This is a genomic window from Deinococcus multiflagellatus (assembly GCF_020166415.1).
Taxonomy (GTDB): domain Bacteria; phylum Deinococcota; class Deinococci; order Deinococcales; family Deinococcaceae; genus Deinococcus; species Deinococcus multiflagellatus.
On sequence record NZ_JAIQXV010000004.1, the window covers coordinates 1 to 14,514 of the forward strand.

The 14,514-nt window shown below is 69.6% G+C and carries 17 protein-coding genes and 1 pseudogene; 4 read left to right on the forward strand and 14 right to left on the reverse strand.

The genetic code is table 11. The annotated features are described in order from the left end of the window. Window positions 1–544: pseudogene (locus tag K7W41_RS07060) on the forward strand (ATP-dependent zinc metalloprotease FtsH); the annotation flags it as partial. A gap of 104 nt (window positions 545–648) precedes the next feature. On the opposite strand, the gene K7W41_RS07065 reads toward K7W41_RS07060, so the two are convergent. From K7W41_RS07065 to K7W41_RS07080, 4 genes are all read right to left on the reverse strand, one after another. Next, window positions 649–1,839 carry a mechanosensitive ion channel family protein gene (locus K7W41_RS07065; protein WP_224606217.1) on the reverse strand — a complete coding sequence of 397 codons (1,191 nt, stop codon included), beginning with the start codon at window positions 1,837–1,839 and terminating at the stop codon, window positions 649–651. A gap of 110 nt (window positions 1,840–1,949) precedes the next feature. Then, complete coding sequence (gene plsX, locus K7W41_RS07070; protein WP_224606220.1) at window positions 1,950–2,981, reverse strand: phosphate acyltransferase PlsX; 1,032 nt, start codon at window positions 2,979–2,981, stop codon at window positions 1,950–1,952. Continuing rightward, window positions 2,971–3,549 (reverse strand): LabA-like NYN domain-containing protein, encoded by a 579-nt coding sequence (locus K7W41_RS07075; protein WP_224606223.1) that lies wholly within the window; start codon window positions 3,547–3,549, stop codon window positions 2,971–2,973. Before K7W41_RS07075 ends, plsX begins: the two co-directional genes overlap by 11 nt. A 137-nt stretch (window positions 3,550–3,686) precedes the next feature. After that, window positions 3,687–4,040 carry a DUF309 domain-containing protein gene (locus K7W41_RS07080; protein ID WP_224606224.1) on the reverse strand — a complete coding sequence of 118 codons (354 nt, stop codon included), beginning with the start codon at window positions 4,038–4,040 and terminating at the stop codon, window positions 3,687–3,689. Between the two features lie 101 nt (window positions 4,041–4,141). Between K7W41_RS07080 and trxA the strand changes: the two genes are divergently transcribed. Then, window positions 4,142–4,504: a thioredoxin gene (trxA, locus tag K7W41_RS07085; protein ID WP_224606227.1), complete on the forward strand. Its 363-nt coding sequence runs from the start codon at window positions 4,142–4,144 to the stop codon at window positions 4,502–4,504. Window positions 4,505–4,570: 66 nt separating this feature from the next. Here the strand turns inward: trxA and K7W41_RS07090 are convergent, their stop codons facing one another. From K7W41_RS07090 to K7W41_RS07115, 6 genes are all read right to left on the reverse strand, one after another. Next, entirely contained in the window at window positions 4,571–5,143 is a 573-nt protein-coding gene (locus K7W41_RS07090; protein WP_224606229.1) for an RBBP9/YdeN family alpha/beta hydrolase, read from the reverse strand. Between the two features lie 343 nt (window positions 5,144–5,486). Beyond that, window positions 5,487–5,825, reverse strand: coding sequence for a DUF503 domain-containing protein (locus K7W41_RS07095; protein WP_224606231.1), 339 nt, complete (start codon window positions 5,823–5,825; stop codon window positions 5,487–5,489). 6 nt (window positions 5,826–5,831) lie between these two features. Then, the gene (locus K7W41_RS07100) at window positions 5,832–6,047 is read right to left on the reverse strand and encodes a heavy-metal-associated domain-containing protein (RefSeq protein ID WP_199188377.1); all 216 of its coding nucleotides are present in this window, start codon (window positions 6,045–6,047) and stop codon (window positions 5,832–5,834) included. Window positions 6,048–6,225: 178 nt separating this feature from the next. Then, window positions 6,226–6,714: a DUF1999 domain-containing protein gene (locus tag K7W41_RS07105; RefSeq protein ID WP_224606233.1), complete on the reverse strand. Its 489-nt coding sequence runs from the start codon at window positions 6,712–6,714 to the stop codon at window positions 6,226–6,228. Between the two features lie 9 nt (window positions 6,715–6,723). Further along, on the reverse strand, window positions 6,724–7,638 hold the full coding sequence (locus tag K7W41_RS07110) for a ribokinase (RefSeq protein WP_224606235.1): 915 nt from the start codon (window positions 7,636–7,638) through the stop codon (window positions 6,724–6,726). Between the two features lie 2 nt (window positions 7,639–7,640). Continuing rightward, window positions 7,641–8,180, reverse strand: coding sequence for a nucleoside deaminase (locus K7W41_RS07115; RefSeq protein WP_224606236.1), 540 nt, complete (start codon window positions 8,178–8,180; stop codon window positions 7,641–7,643). Between the two features lie 185 nt (window positions 8,181–8,365). Here K7W41_RS07115 and K7W41_RS07120 point away from each other — a divergent pair, with 185 nt between their 5' ends. Further along, complete coding sequence (locus K7W41_RS07120; RefSeq protein ID WP_224606239.1) at window positions 8,366–10,078, forward strand: long-chain-fatty-acid--CoA ligase; 1,713 nt, start codon at window positions 8,366–8,368, stop codon at window positions 10,076–10,078. 100 nt (window positions 10,079–10,178) lie between these two features. Here the strand turns inward: K7W41_RS07120 and tsaD are convergent, their stop codons facing one another. From tsaD to hpf, 4 genes are all read right to left on the reverse strand, one after another. Next, the gene (tsaD, locus tag K7W41_RS07125) at window positions 10,179–11,225 is read right to left on the reverse strand and encodes a tRNA (adenosine(37)-N6)-threonylcarbamoyltransferase complex transferase subunit TsaD (RefSeq protein WP_224606242.1); all 1,047 of its coding nucleotides are present in this window, start codon (window positions 11,223–11,225) and stop codon (window positions 10,179–10,181) included. A gap of 75 nt (window positions 11,226–11,300) precedes the next feature. Continuing rightward, window positions 11,301–11,672, reverse strand: a complete 372-nt coding sequence (locus K7W41_RS07130) for a hypothetical protein (RefSeq protein ID WP_224606844.1) — start codon at window positions 11,670–11,672, stop codon at window positions 11,301–11,303. Next, complete coding sequence (locus K7W41_RS07135) at window positions 11,659–12,744, reverse strand: butyrate kinase (protein ID WP_224606245.1); 1,086 nt, start codon at window positions 12,742–12,744, stop codon at window positions 11,659–11,661. Before K7W41_RS07135 ends, K7W41_RS07130 begins: the two co-directional genes overlap by 14 nt. A gap of 87 nt (window positions 12,745–12,831) precedes the next feature. After that, window positions 12,832–13,398 carry a ribosome hibernation-promoting factor, HPF/YfiA family gene (hpf, locus tag K7W41_RS07140; protein WP_224606248.1) on the reverse strand — a complete coding sequence of 189 codons (567 nt, stop codon included), beginning with the start codon at window positions 13,396–13,398 and terminating at the stop codon, window positions 12,832–12,834. Window positions 13,399–13,602: 204 nt separating this feature from the next. Between hpf and K7W41_RS07145 the strand changes: the two genes are divergently transcribed. Continuing rightward, window positions 13,603–14,253 (forward strand): TetR/AcrR family transcriptional regulator, encoded by a 651-nt coding sequence (locus tag K7W41_RS07145; RefSeq protein WP_224606251.1) that lies wholly within the window; start codon window positions 13,603–13,605, stop codon window positions 14,251–14,253. The last annotated feature ends 261 nt before the right edge of the window (window positions 14,254–14,514 follow it).

Sequence of the window (14,514 nt, forward strand, 5' to 3'; positions counted from 1 at the left end):
CAACCGGGTCGCCAAACTGACCGTGGTGCCCCGGGGCCGCGCGGCGGGCTACATGATGCCGGACGCCGACGACCGCCTGCACGTCACCCGCCCGGCCCTGGAGGACATGCTGGCGGTCGCCCTGGCGGGCCGCGCCGCCGAGGACGTGGTGTTCGGGGACGTGACCACGGGCGCGCAGAACGATTTTCAGCAGGCCACGTCCCTGGCGCGGCGCATGGTCACCGAGTGGGGCATGAGTGCGCGCATTGGCAAGGTGGCGCTCGCCACCGACCAAGGCGATTACCTGGGCGGCGGCCCCCAGCCCCTGCCCATGAGCGAGGCCACCGCCTTTGCCGTGGACGAGGAGGTGCGCGCCCTGCTGGACGCCGCTTACGCCCGCGCCGTGGCCCTGGTGCGCGAGCACCTGCCCCGCGTGCACGAGATCGTGACGGTGCTGCTGGCCCGCGAAACCCTGAGCGGCGAGGAATTCACTGCGCTGTTGCAAGGCCATGCGCTGGAGCCCCTGCCCCCTGCAACGCCGGCCCCCGCCAGCCTGCCGGGGTGAACAACGGCAGACGAGCGCCGCGCTGTGTCATTTAGCACAGCGCGGCGCTCGTTCAACCTGGGCTTGAGTGACAGAAAGCTCCTCTTCCTCCCTCCGTCTCGCCTTCAGGTGTTCATGCCCTCCCCCTCTTCCGGGTCGCGGGTCTCGGCGGGCTTGACGGGGGCGTGAGTACGGTCCTGGCCACCTCGGCTGTCGGCGCGCAGGTCCTCACGGGTCAGCTTGATTTCAATGGGGGCGCCGCCAAAATTCAGGCTGCGCTGCGGGAAAGGAATCTCAATGCCCGCCTCGTCCATGGCGATCTTGATCCGGCGGTTGAACTCGCGGCCAATGGCGTACTGGCTCTTGGGCTGCACCTTGAACAGCGCGCGCAGGGTCACGCCGTCGGGCGCCAGTTGCGTGACGCCCTGCACCTCCGGGGCGTCCAGAAAGAAGCCCTTCCACTCTTCAGACTCGTACAACTCGGTGCTGACCGCTTCCAGCACGCGCAGGGCGTCGTCAATATTGGCGTTGTAGGTCACGTCCACGGTGGCCACCACCCGCGACCAGTCCTTGCTGCTCACGCTGACGGTCTGAATCTGGCCGTTGGGCACGATGTGCACCGTGCCGTCCAGGGCGCGCAGGGCGGTCACGCGCAGGTTCAGGCGCTCCACCGTGCCGGTAATCAGCCCGGTGTTGACCGTGATCACGTCGCCCACGCCGTACTGGTCTTCCAGCAGGATAAAAAAGCCGTTGAACACGTCCTTGATCAGGCTCTGGGCCCCAAAGCCTACCGCCAGCCCCAGCACCGAGACCCCGGCCAGCAAGCTGGTGGCGTTCACGCCCAGCGCCTGGAGGGCGGCAATCAGGCCAATGATCACCACCACCACCCGCAAGGTGCTCTCCACCACGCCCTTGAGGGTCTGCACGCGCACCGTGCGGCGGTTGAATTCCTCGTCGGGCACGATGCGGCCGGTCAGCGCCCCGATCAGGTTCCAGGCAATCAGGGCCAGGGCCAGCACCACGAGCAGCTGCCCGGCGGTGTGGCGAAACCCGCTGGTGATCTCGCGGCCCAGCTCGAACAGCACCGGCACACTGGGCAGGTACGCCACAAAGGTGGCCACCGCCAGCCACCCCACGGCGACCCCCAGCCCCCACGCGACCCGCAGCACCGGGCGCAGCGAGGTCGGCACGTGCGGCTCCAGAGCGCGGATCAGCGTACGGCCAAAGCGGTAGATGGCGTAAGCGGCCAGCGCCGTCAGCGCGAGGCCCAGCCAGACCTGGGGTTTCGTGAATTGAATGCTCAGTTCAGCCAGCATGACGACCACCTTAGTGCGTGGCCCCTCGGTTTCATGAATGGAAATGAAAGGCGGCGCCGAGAGGTTATCCCCCTGGCGCTGCTGGCCCCCGCTGGCCTGGGCCGCTCAGCTCAGGCGGGGGTCACCTGCGCCATGGCCGCGTCCAGGCGGGCAATCAGGTCGGCCTCATGGGCGCGTTCGGCCCGCAGCAGGGCGTTTTTCACGGCGCGGGCATCGGCGCTGCCGTGGCCGATAAAGGCCAGGCCGCGCACGCCGATCAGCAGGCTGGCGCCGTAGGTGCTGGGGTCCATGCGCTCGGCCAGACCGCGCAGGGCCCCGCGCACCAGCAGGGCGCCCAGCTTGGCCTTTACGGTGCTCGTCAGGGCCTCGCGCACCCAGCCGAACAGCACCTTGGCTTCGCCCTCGGCCAGTTTTAGCACCACGTTGCCGGTAAAGCCGTCGGTCACCACGATGTCGGTGGTGTTCAGGAAGATGTCGCGGCCCTCCACGTTGCCGTGAAAGTGAATGCCCTGGCCGTGCAAGGCCTTCAGGAGCGCGTGCGCTTCGAGCACCAGCGCGCTGCCCTTGTGGTCTTCCTCGCCAATGGACAGCAGGCCCACCGTGGGCGCCTCGCGGCCCTCCACCACCCGCAGGTACACAGTGGCCAGTTGCGCCCACTGCGCGTAGTAACTGGCTTTCACGTCGGCGTTGGCGCCCACGTCCAGCAGGGTGGTAAAGCCGCCCCTGGCCGGCAAATGGGTGAGGATGGCGGGGCGCTCCACGCCGCGCACCCGCCCCAGGGTCAGCAGCGCCGAGGCCATCGTGGCGCCGCTGTGCCCCATGCTGACCGCCGCGCAGGCCCGGCCTTCCTTGACCAGCCGGGTGGCCACGTTGATGCTGGCCCCGGTGCGGCGCCGCACATCGCTGGCGTGCTCGTCCATGCCGATCACGTCGCTCGCTTCCACAACCTCCAGCGGCAGGTTGGCGCTGCCAGCATGCTTGCCCAGCTCGGCGTGCAGTTTCACGCGGTCACCGACCAGCAGCACGCTCACCCCGGCGCGCGCCGCCTGCACCGCGCCCTCCACCAGCGGGGCGGGGCCGTGGTCGCCGCCCATCGCGTCCAGCGCCACCGGCAGGCGCGCGGCGTGCGGCTTAGCGGTCATCGGGGTCACTCAGCGCCGCCGAGGCGTAAAAGGGACGGGGTTCGCCGCGCTGGGTGCTGGGCAGGCGGTAGCCGGGCCGCTCCACCTGCTCACGAATGTCCTTGAAATCCACGTACTGATCGGCGGCGTTGCGCAGCTCGTAGCTGGTCATCTCGGCAATGCAGGCCACCACCACGCGCTTGCCCCGGGCGCGCAGGGCCTCCACCGGGCGCTCGAAATCGCCGTCGCCGGTCAGCAGCACGGCCGTGTCGTAGCGGTCACTGGTCAGCAGCAGGTCCGTCACGATCTCAATATCCAGGCTGGCGCGGCGCGACACCTCGCCGCTTTCATCCGTCATTTCGCGCAGGGGGCGGGTGCGCACGGTGTAGCCCATGTAGGTCAGGGCGTCGGTGAAGCGCTTTTGCTTGTCGTCCATGGGCACCGGCACGGCGGTGTAATAAAAGGCGTTGTGCAGCGTGCCCTGGGCGGCAAAGTAATCCAGAATCTTGCGGTGGTCGAAGTTCCAGCCCAGGCGTTTGGCGGCGGCGTACACGTTGGCGCCATCAATAAAAAGTGCAATACGTTCCATTTGTTTCATTCTCCTGTGCAGCCGGGGCGCGGCTTTCCGGGCCCTCTGCAGCGAAGCCTGAGGCTCGCGGGCCCCAGGATACTTGATCGCCCCCTATAGGCTGGACCTCGCCCGTGAGCGGTGGGGCTGGAAACAGGTCAACCCGGGTCAGCCTGCCCAGGTTGAGGGTGGAAGGCCGGGCGCAGCGTGGGGTCGTGCAGCGCGGCCCACACCTCGGTTCGCAGCCGCTGCAGGTCCACCCCGGCGTAAGCGGCAGGCAGGGTGTCCAGATACCGCTCGGCCTTGTAAAAGTTGCGGTGCGCCGTGCTGCCGTGGTGCCAGCGCTTGTGCAGGGCAGCGGCCAGCAGGATCAGGGCCTGAAGGAAGGCGCGGTCCGGGCCCCGGGCCAGCAGCCACGGCGCTTCCCAGGCTTCGTGGGCCTCCCACCAGTGCCCGGCGGCGAAGAGGGCCGCGCCCCGCTCCAGGGCCGCGCGAAATGGGGGGTCCGACATGGCCGGTAGCGTACCCTGGCCTTGGGCCCTGCGCGCAATTGAGCGCCAGGTCACAGCGGTTAAACGAGAGGTGAGCGGTCTGTCCATGCGCGGCATATCCGGTGCCCAGGAGGCAGGCGTATAGTCGGAGCATGAAGCCTGTGGAACTCACGGACAGCACCTTTAAGGACGAAATCGGTCAGGGCCTGACCCTGGTGGACTTCTGGGCGCCCTGGTGTGGCCCCTGCCGCATCATTGCGCCGGTGATCGAGGAACTGGCCAGCCAGTACGAGGGCCGCGTGAAGATCGCCAAACTGAACGTGGACGAAAACCCCGTCACCCAGGGCCAGTACCGCGTGATGAGCATCCCCACCCTGATCCTGTTTAAAGACGGCCAGCCGGTCGAAGGCGTGGTGGGCGCCCAGCCCAAGCGCGCGTTTGAAGCCCTGCTGGACAAGCACAGCGCCGAGATCGCCAGCGCCTAAGCCGCACAGAAAGCCGCCCCCGCCGTACGGTGCGGGGGCGGCTTTCTGTGGCCTGGGGCGGTTGGTTCAGAAGCGCACGACTTCAGGAGGGGTCCAGGCGTGCAGGGCCTCGGACAGCAGCACCTCGCCCTCGGGCCAGTCGCCGTGGCCGCTGGCCACGTTGATGTGCCCCGCCTCGCCTGCCGAGACCAGTTCGGCGCCCCAGGCCGCCGCCAGCTCCTCGGCACGCGCGAAGGTGGTGTAGGGGTCGTTCTCGCTGGCGACCACCAGCGCCGGGAAGGGCAGCTCGGTCAGGGGCAGTGGGGCCAGGGCGCGCACCGCCGGGTACAGGGCTGCGGTCTGGGGCGCCTCGGCATCGGTGGGGCCCACCAGCAGGGCGCCGCGTACCCGCCCATGCCCCCCGGTTTGCGCGGCCCAGTGCACGATGGTCAGCACCCCACACGAATGGCCCACCAGAATCAGCTCGCCCGGCGTGGCCTCAATGGTCTCCTGCAGCCGCGCGGCCCAGGCCCCGGGGGTGGGCTGGTCCGGGTCGTCCTGGCGCACGCGGGCGGCGCCGAACTTGTGCTGCCAGCGGGTCTGCCAGTGGTCGGGGCCGCTGTCGCCCAGGCCGGGCACGATCACGAGGGTGGGGGTCATGCCTGTCAAGGTACGGCCTGCGGGTCAGGCGGAAGGCCAGGAGGTGCAGACGGGCGCTGCGCCTGAGAGCGACTGCCACTTCCTTCCTACAGTCAAAAGGCGGCCCCCATTCCGTAGGCGCCGCTGTCCTTCTCGGCCACCTACTCCGTTCGCCTTGCAGACGTTGAAGGGAAAACCCGGGGCGACTCTGGGTTCCGCTTTGAAAGGGAAAACCCAAGGCGTTTCGTCTCCCTCGGACCAACAAGGGCGTACGCGGCACTCGGTGTTACCTACCGAACGGACCTCCCCTTTAGCCCACGAAAGAAGCAGAGCCCGTCAAGACTCTGCCTGCTGTTCCTGCGCCCTAATCCAGCGCCGGATCGTCCTCGTCGGGGTCCTCGCCGTCGCCCAGAGGGGTGATGCTTACCTCTTCATGGGTCACGCGGTACGGCCCTTCCTTGGCAATGTAATCGGCGGCCATGCGCAGGGTTTCTTCCACCCAGCCGTAATCGTTGCTGATGGTCGCCACGCCGATCACTTCCCAGTCGTGGGCGTTCAGGCCGTCCAGGCGCGCGACGGTGAGAGGAAAACGGACCTTCAGGCGTTCCACCACCGGGCGCACCAGGGCGCGTTTTTCTTTCAGGTTGCCCACCCAGGGCATCTCCACCCGGATGGTGAGCACCCCCACGTAGCCCAGGGCCACGGGGCCTTAGAGCATGCCGGCCAGGAACCCCTGACGGCGCACGGCGCGCACAAGGTCCATGACGGTCAGCTGCGAGGGGTCGTAGTGCACTTCAATCTGGCCTTCGTCCGGCGTGGCCTTGACCACCCCAGGCAGGGCAGCCAGGGCTTCGGAAACGGTGGTGCCGGCTTCGCGGCTCATGCCGCGCACGCCCAGCAGTACGCGGGTGGCTTTGTTCGTCATGCCGCCCAGTATACCGGCGCGAGGTCTGGGCCCAGATGCCCGAATGGGGGCAGTGCGCGAAGAGGCCGGTTGACCAAATGCCTAAGCGAGCCGGAGCCGCGCTAAGGAAACGGGGCGCCGGGTAGGGTCCATCCCCCACGCCCGCATGAAGCCGCTGTCCCTGCTCGCCACCGCCTGCTCAGTCTTGTGGAGCCAACCGCTCACCGGGGGCGGTCTTGGCGCGGGTGCCCAGGTGGCAGACCGCGTACTGCCCGGTCACCACCGCTTCCTCCTGCGCCGCCGCCCCGACCAGTGCCGGGGGCAGGGGAAAATGCACCTCGTAGACGGCGGTGTCGTAGGCGCTCTTGACCACGGCGTGCAGCAGTCCGCTGGCCACCTCGGGGCCCGCCCCGGGGTTCAGGCTGAGGGTACGCACCAGCACAATGGGGCGGTCCCCCTGCCACACCGACTGCGCAAAAACAAAGCCGTGCAGGTCGCCCCCCAGTTCGGCCACGAAGGAATGTTCGCTGCGCTCGTAGAACTTCAGGGCGGCGAGGCTGGTGTGAAGGCGGCCATCGCGTTCGCGCTCGGGCAGGGTGTCGAAGGCGGGGTCGGCGCCGCGCTGCGCGTTCAGGTCCAGGGCCTGCAGGGCCTCGTAATCGTGCTCGGTGAAGGTGCGGTAACGCATGGGCCCAGGCTAGGGCATGGGGGCGGTGGGGCGCGTGGCGGCCCCGGCCGCTTCAACCTCGGGCCACAGGGGCATGGCGGCCTGGGCGCCGCGCCGGGTGCAGGCCAGGGCCGCCGCTACGCCTGCCCAGTGCAGGGCGTGGGGCAAAGGATCACCCGACTGCAGGCGGGCGGCCAGCACCCCGCAGAAGGTGTCGCCCGCCCCGGTGGTGTCGGTCACGGCCACCGGGTGCGCGGGCAGGACGTGGGTCGCTCCGGCGGTCACGGTCACGCTGCCCCGGGCGCCCAGGGTCACCGTTACGGCTTCCGGGCCCCGGGCCAGCAGGGCGCGGGCCTGCACGCCGACCTCGCCTTCACCGCCCGCCAGGGCCGACAGTTCGTGCTCGTTGACGATCAGGTGATGGGTGGCCGCCAGCAGTTCGGGCGCCGTGTCCCGGCTGGGGGCCGCATTCAGCAGCACCCGCAGGCCTGCCGTCCGGGCGCGCTGGGCCGCCGACAGCGTCACAGCCGGGGGCAACTCTTGTTGCAGCAGCAGGTGGCTGTAAGGCCTCAGGTCGCTGGGCAGGTGGGCCGCTTCCAGCCCCGCATTGGCGCCACTGGCCACTGTGATGGCATTTTCACCGCCCGAGGCCACCGTGATGAGGGCCACCCCAGTGGCGCCAGGGACCGCGCGCACACCCTCCAGATTCACGCCCGCCGCCTGCAGCAGGTGCAGGGCCTGTGCGGCAAAAGCGTCCTGGCCCACCGCCCCCACCAGTGAGACTGACGCCCCAGCCCGCGCTGCCGCCAGCGCCTGATTGGCGCCCTTGCCGCCCGGGGACACCTGCAACTCGCCGCCCAGCACCGTTTCGCCGGGTGCGGGAATGCGCGGGGCGGCCACCGTCAGGTCCACGTTCAGGCTGCCCACCACCAGCACGCCCGGCACGCTCAGAGCCCCTGGGTTTCTTCGGGGTAGCGCGCCTGCCACAGCGCCCAGCCTTCTTCTGGAAAGGCGCGCTTGGCTTCGGGGGCAAACAGCAGGGCGCCCTCGCGTTCCAGCGCGGGGTCGGGGGTGGGCACCACCTGGGTCTGCTGCATGGCGGGGTGGTCTTCCCAGCGCAGCAGGCGCCCAGAGCCGCCCCAGGGATCGGCGGTGGCCCACACCACGCGCCCCACGCCCAGCAGCGCGCTGGCGCCGCCGCACATCAGGCAGGGCTCCAGGCTGCTGTACAGGGTCAGGGTCTCGGGGTCTTCCAGCTTGCCCACCTGAAAAAACACGTCCATCTCGGCGTGGGCCACGCTGGCGCCGCCCACATGGTCGGCGGTTTGCGCCTGCCCCACGCGGTTGTGGCCGCGCGCCAGCACCTCGCCCTGGGCACTGACCAGCAGGGCCCCCACGGGCGCGCTGCCCGCCGCCTGCCCCTGACGGGCCAGCGCCAGCGCTTCTTTCAGGTACGCAACATGATCCAGCTGTGGCAATTCAGGCATGGCCCCAGTGTGCCAGCCGCGCCCCCCCTTCCCCCAGCCGGGGCATAGGGTGAAATTCTTGAACCTTGCCCGGTTTAGCTTATACTGAGTTCAATTTCAGTTTCGGCTCATCCGCCCACTGGCCGCAGCGCCCCGGTGCCCTTCCCGCCGCCCCGGGCCTCTCCCCTTCTCCACAGGAGCGCCCCATGACCCAGCCCCTTGCCCGTCCCTGGCTCAGCCGTTACGAAGCGGGTGTGCCGCAGCACTTTGTGCCCAGCGGCCTGACCCTGCCGCAGCTGCTTGAACGCACCGCCAGCAAGTACCCTGACCGCACCGCCCTGACCTTTCTGGGGGCCAAGCTCTCATACCGCCAGCTGTGGCAAGACGCCCAGCGCTTTGCTTCGGCGCTGCAGAAGCTGGGGGTGAGGCCCGGCGACCGGGTGTCCATCATGCTGCCCAACACGCCGCAGTTCGTGGTGGCCTTTTACGGCACGCTGCTGGCGGGGGGCGTGGCGGTCAACACCAGCCCCATGTACACCTCCAGCGAACTGGAGCACCAGCTTACCGACAGCGGCAGCGAAACCCTGGTGATGCTGGACGCCTTTTATCCCCGCTACGCCGCCGTGGCGGGCCGCGTGCCGGTCAAGCGGGTGCTGGTCACGGGGGTGCAAGACGCCCTGCCGTTTCCCAAGAACCTGCTGTACCCGGTCAAGGCGCGCAAGGAAGGCACCTGGGTCAAGGTGCCCTACGCCGAGCGGGTGCTGGCCATGGGCAAGGTTGTGGCCTCGCAGGCCCCCAGCCCCCAACCGGTGAAGAGCGCGCCCGAAGACGTGGCGCTGCTGCAGTACACCGGCGGCACCACGGGCGTGCCCAAGGGCGCCATGCTGACCCACCGCAATCTCGTGGCCAACTGCGAGCAGGCCCGGGGCTGGATGACCGATCTGCGCGAGGGGCAGGAGGTGACGCTGGCGGCCATTCCGTTTTTCCATGTGTACGGCATGACGGTCGCCATGAACCTGAGCATCCTGATTGGCGCGACCATTGCGCTGGTGCCCAATCCGCGCGACCTGAAGATGGTGCTCTCGCAGATCACGGCCTCGGGGGCCACGCTGTTTCCCGGCGTGCCCACGCTGTACAACGCCATCAACAACCACCCCGACACGCCCAAGCACGACCTGACCTCTATTCGCGCCTGTATCAGCGGCAGCGCGCCGCTGCTGCTGGAAACCGCGCGGCGCTTCAAGGAGATCACGGGCGGCGCCAATCTGGTGGAGGGCTACGGGCTGACCGAAGCCAGCCCCATCACGCACACCAACCCCATTTTCGGGAACCAGAAAGAAGGCAGCATCGGCCTGCCCATGCCGGGCGTGGACGCCGTGGTCGTGGACGACAGTGGCCAGCCGGTGCAGCCGGGCGAGGTGGGCGAGCTGTGGGTGGCCGGGCCCATGATCATGAAGGGCTACTGGCAGCGCCCCGATGAAACCGCCAAAACGCTGCGCGAGGCGTTTGGCAAGACCTGGCTGATGACCGGCGATATGGCCGTGATGGACGAGCAGGGCTATTTCCGCATTGTGGACCGCAAGAAGGACCTGATTATCGCGGGCGGCTTTAACATCTACCCCCGCGAGGTGGAAGAGGCCCTGATGACCCACCCGGCGGTGCTGGAAGCGGCGGCCGTGGGCCTGCCCGACGAGTACCGCGGCGAGAGCGTGCACGCTGTGGTGGCCCTGAAACCCGGCCAGAGCGCCACCGAAGCCGACCTGATCGCCCACTGCAAGGGGCTGCTGAGCGCCTACAAGGTGCCCCGCAGCGTGGAGTTCCGCGCCGAACTGCCCAAGACGGCCGCCATGAAGATCCTGCGCCGCCAGCTGGCCCAGGAGGCCAAGGCTGCGCGGGCGGCCACCAAAGCGAGTGCTTAAAGAGGGGTGGAGGCCGTAGGGTGTGGGCTGTAGGACAACCAGGGGCCCGGCGCAACAGCGGCCGGGCCCTTTGCTGTTCTTTTCTGTTGTTCCCTACATCCTACAGCCCACGACCCACACCCCCCGCCAGCGGCGCGTAGGCCACCGCGCCCTCGCTGAGCGCACTGGGGGCGCGCCCGGCCTGGATGGCAGCGGCGGCGGCCAGGGCGATCATGGCGCCGTTGTCGGTGTTCAGGCCCGGGCCCGGAAAGACCACGTGCAGGCCCGTAGCGGCGAAGGCTTCACGCAGGGCCCGGTTGGCGGCCACCCCGCCAGACACCACCACCGTGCCGCGCCCGGTGACCTCGGCGGCGCGGACGGTGGTTTTGACCAGGGTCTGCACGGCCGCGCGCTGAAAACTGGCGGCCAGATCGTCGGGGGCGGCACCTGCCCGGTGGGCCAGCAGGGCCGCCGTTTTCAGGCCGCTGAAGCTGAAGTCAAAGCCGCTCTGGCCCTTCAGGGGTTCTTTGAACGGCACCGCGTCCGGGTTGCCGCGCCCCGCCGCCGCCGAGATGGCCGGGCCGCCGGGGTAGCCCAGGCCCGCCAGCCGGGCCACCTTGTCAAAGGCTTCCCCCGCCGCGTCGTCGCGCGTGGCGCCGATCAGCACGTATTCGCCGTCGCGGGGCACGTCGAACAGGTGCGTGTGGCCGCCGCTCACCACCAGCGCGAGGTAAGGCGGGCGCAGCTCGGCGTCGCTGGCTGCCGCGTAAATGTGGCCTTCAAGGTGATGGGCGGCGTAAAAGGGCACATCCAGCGCCTGGGCCAGCCCCTTGCCGTACATCAGCCCCACCAGCAGGGCGCCCACCAGCCCCGGGCCCGAGGTGGCGGCCACCGCGCTGATGCTGGCCAGGTCCAGGCCCGCTTCCGACAGGGCCTCGCCCACAATCGCGTCAATGCGCTCCACGTGCTCGCGGCTGGCCAGCTCGGGCATCACGCCGCCGTACTGCGCATGCACTGTCTGGGACCACACCCGGTTGGCGCGCACCTGCACGGCCCCGCCGCACAGTTCCACAATGCCCACCCCTGTGTCGTCGCAGGACGTGTCAATCCCCAGAATGAACCGGGGCTCGGGAAACGCGGCGGGCGAGGGGACGTGGGGTTCGCTCACCGGCGGAGTGTAGCAGGGGCGCCCCGGCCTGTTCCGGCGGCGGCCCCACAAAGCCCGGGGCTGACCCGCGCCCCTCTACCGCTGCTGGTCGCGCACGGCCGCCAGCGTCTCTTCAAACTCGTCCAGAAACTCGTCTTCCAGCAGGCGGTCGCGGATCAGGGCGTCCTGCTCAGTGGTGGCCTGTTCGCGCGCCCAGCGCACCCGCGCCTGCCGGGCGCCGCTCACGTTGCCTTTGCCCGCGATAAAGCGCGCCGCGTGCCGGATGGCGGCCACCGGGTCCTCGGTGGGGGCCGTCACCGAGAGGTTGCGCAGGCCGCCCTGGTCGTTCACCAGAGAACACGTGACCTCGACGCGCAGGCCACGCCGAGCCAGAAACACCTGATCCACCCGCCACATGCTGGTGGCGCGGATGGGCTCCGGGGCACGCAGGGGCCTACGCCGGGCCACGGCCCCCCCCAGGCGGGGTCCAGTCACGCGCCGCTTCCAGGCCCAGCAGGACGCGCCCCGCGCCTTCGGCCAGGGCTTCGAGTTCCACCTCGCCGGGAATGATAAACACCGGCGCGATCCAGGCCACCCGGCGCTCAATGCGGTCCATCAGTTCGTCCCAGCGCGCAATGCCGCCGGTCAGGACAAGGGCGTCGGGGCGGGCACTCAGGGCGCCGGTCTGCTCGCCCACCGCCTTGGCCACCTGGTGCACAAAGGCGCCCATGGCCGCCTGCACGTCTGGATCGCTGGGCGCCCGGGCTTCGAGGTCCCGCAGGTTCGCGCTGCCCGTCAGCGCCAGAAAGCCCCCCTCGCTGGCGAGGTGGGTCAGGGCGCGCTCGCCCAGATCGGCCCCCAGACGCAGCAGGGCGCGCGCCGGCACCGGGCCGCTTTGCATGGCGCCCAGCGGGCCGCCATCAGCGCCGGCCCCGGTGGTATCGATGGCCCGGCCCTGGTCAAAGGCGGTCACACTGGTGGTGGCCCCCAGGTGCGCCACGACCACCCGCGCCTCGTGGAAGCGCTTGCCCACCTCGTGCGCGGCGCGCCGGGCCACTGCGCGGGCGTTGAGCGCGTGAAATTCGCCCCGGCGCCGCACGCCGCGCAGGCCCGTCAGCCGGGCTTCGGGCAGCAGTTCATCGGCGCTCTGCGGGTCCACGATAAAGGCGGGCACGCCGCGCACCTGCGCCAGCGCCAGCGCCAGCGGGCCGCCCAGGTTGGGGGGCTCCTGGGCGCCCTCCCCCTGCACGGCGTAGGCGGCCAGGGCCTCGGTGACGCGGTAGGTCCCGGTGGGGACCCGGCCAATAAAGCCGCCCCGGCCCACCACGGCGTGTGGGGCTGGCCAGTCAGCGGTCAGGGCCATGATGGCCTGGGTGAGCGCGGGCACGGCCCCAGCCGTGGGGGGCGCGTGCAGCGGCAGTTCCGCGCGGGTCAGCTGCAGGCGCAGTTGCCCCGGCAGCGCGGGGTTCGCGCTGGGCTCAAGGGTGGCGCAGGCGAGCTTGACCCCGCTGCTGCCCGGATTGATCACGTGGGCGATCACAACGGCCGCAGCGTAGCAGACCCGGTGCGTGGGCGGGGGGGGGCGCGTCCCCACAGGACCGCGCGCCCCCCCGCCCAGGCCCCACGCTCAGGCGCTGGGTTCAATCAGGCCGTAGTGCCCGTCCTTGCGGCGGTAGACCACGCCGCAGATGCCCGTTTTCATGTTCATGAACACGTAAAAATCGTGGCCCAGGGCTTCCATCTGGGCCACAGCGTCCTCGGGGCTCATGGGGCGCATCTCAAAGCGCTTCTGGCGCACAATTTCCGGCTGGAATTCGCTCACATCGTCCAGGCCGGCTTCCACATCGGCCTCGGCCGGGCCGGGCTCGGGCTGGGGCGCGGCGTCGTGGCGGTGCTTGAGGTACCGGGTCTTGAACTTGCGCAGCTGGCGCTCCAGCACGTCGCTGGCGCGGTCAATGGCGGCGTACATGTCGGCGTGGTGCTCCTCGGCGCGAATAATGCCGTGGGGCACGTTGAGCTGCACTTCCACGCGGTTGCGGCGGGCGGCGTCGCGCACGTCGCGCACGGTGAGGGTCACCCGCGCGTCGGTAATCTGGTCGTTGAAACGGTCCAGCCGGGAGAGCTTTTCCTCCACGTAGTCCCGCATGGCATCAGTCACTTCGACGTTCCGGCCCGACAGCTTATAGATGTGCACGGCTTTCACCTCTTCCTTTTCCCGGAGGGTGGGGTTGCGCTCCGGTGCCCCCACTCTAGGCCCGGGGTCATGAGACTGTCATGCGAGCACCTTACAGCGCCCGCCGCGTCTTCCGGGGTATGCTCCGGAGTGGAGCGGCGCCCCCCCAAGCGGGTGAAGGCCCCTTTCATGGTGGCGCGACCGGCACGGCGGTACACTGGGCACGTGAAGGTGGACCGCCACGAACAGGACGAGGCCCGGCGCGAGCGCATTGCCCGCGCGGCCTTTGAGCTGTTTGCCCGCAGTGGGCTGGAAGAGATCAGCGCGCAGGACATCGCCCGCGCGGCGTATGTGAGCCGAACCAACCTGTACCGTTACTTTCCCAGCAAGGTGCACATGCTGCTGGCCCACTTTGAAAAGGCGGTGCAGGCCAGCCGCGACGACGCCCTGGAACGCCTGAAGGCGGGGGCCAACCCGCAACTGGTCTGGGACAAGGTCACGGCCCGCATGGCCGACCTGGGCGTGCGCTACCGGCACCTCGTGGGCGCGGTGGGGCAGGCCGTGCTGGGCGCCCCCCCCGAATCCCCAGGTGAACGCACCGATGCGCCTGCACGCCCCGGCGACGGCCTGCGGACCGCCCTGACGCTGGCGGCGCTGGTGCAGCCCGTGCTGCTGGCCATGCAGGCCCAGGGCCGCCTGCGCCCAGAAGCCAACACCCAACTGCTGAGCATGCTGCTGGTGGACGCTTTTATTCTGGCCCTGCTGCACGGCGGCCACCGCGACCAGCGCGAGGTGCTGCGCGACTGGCAGGAGCGCTTCAGCCTGCTGATGTACGGGGCCCTGAACCCAGATACGCCGCTGCGCGAGCGGGGCTAACCGTCAGTCCGGAGAAGAGGGTGGCCCGCAAGCCACCCTTCTCTGCCTGTCACAGACAGGGGTTTCTGGCATCCGCTGGACACCGGTTGACGCGGCGCACATGTACTTGTTTTCAGGTTCGCTGGGGCGTTCTGCTTGGGCCGGCGCGCCGCCGCATTGGGGCCACGGGGTCTGTGCCAGAACCTGTTTCCAGCCCAAAGGAATGCGAACCACCCGCCTCCGGCCAGCATGAAAACAGCCGGGCCACCCTCTGCCCGGCCT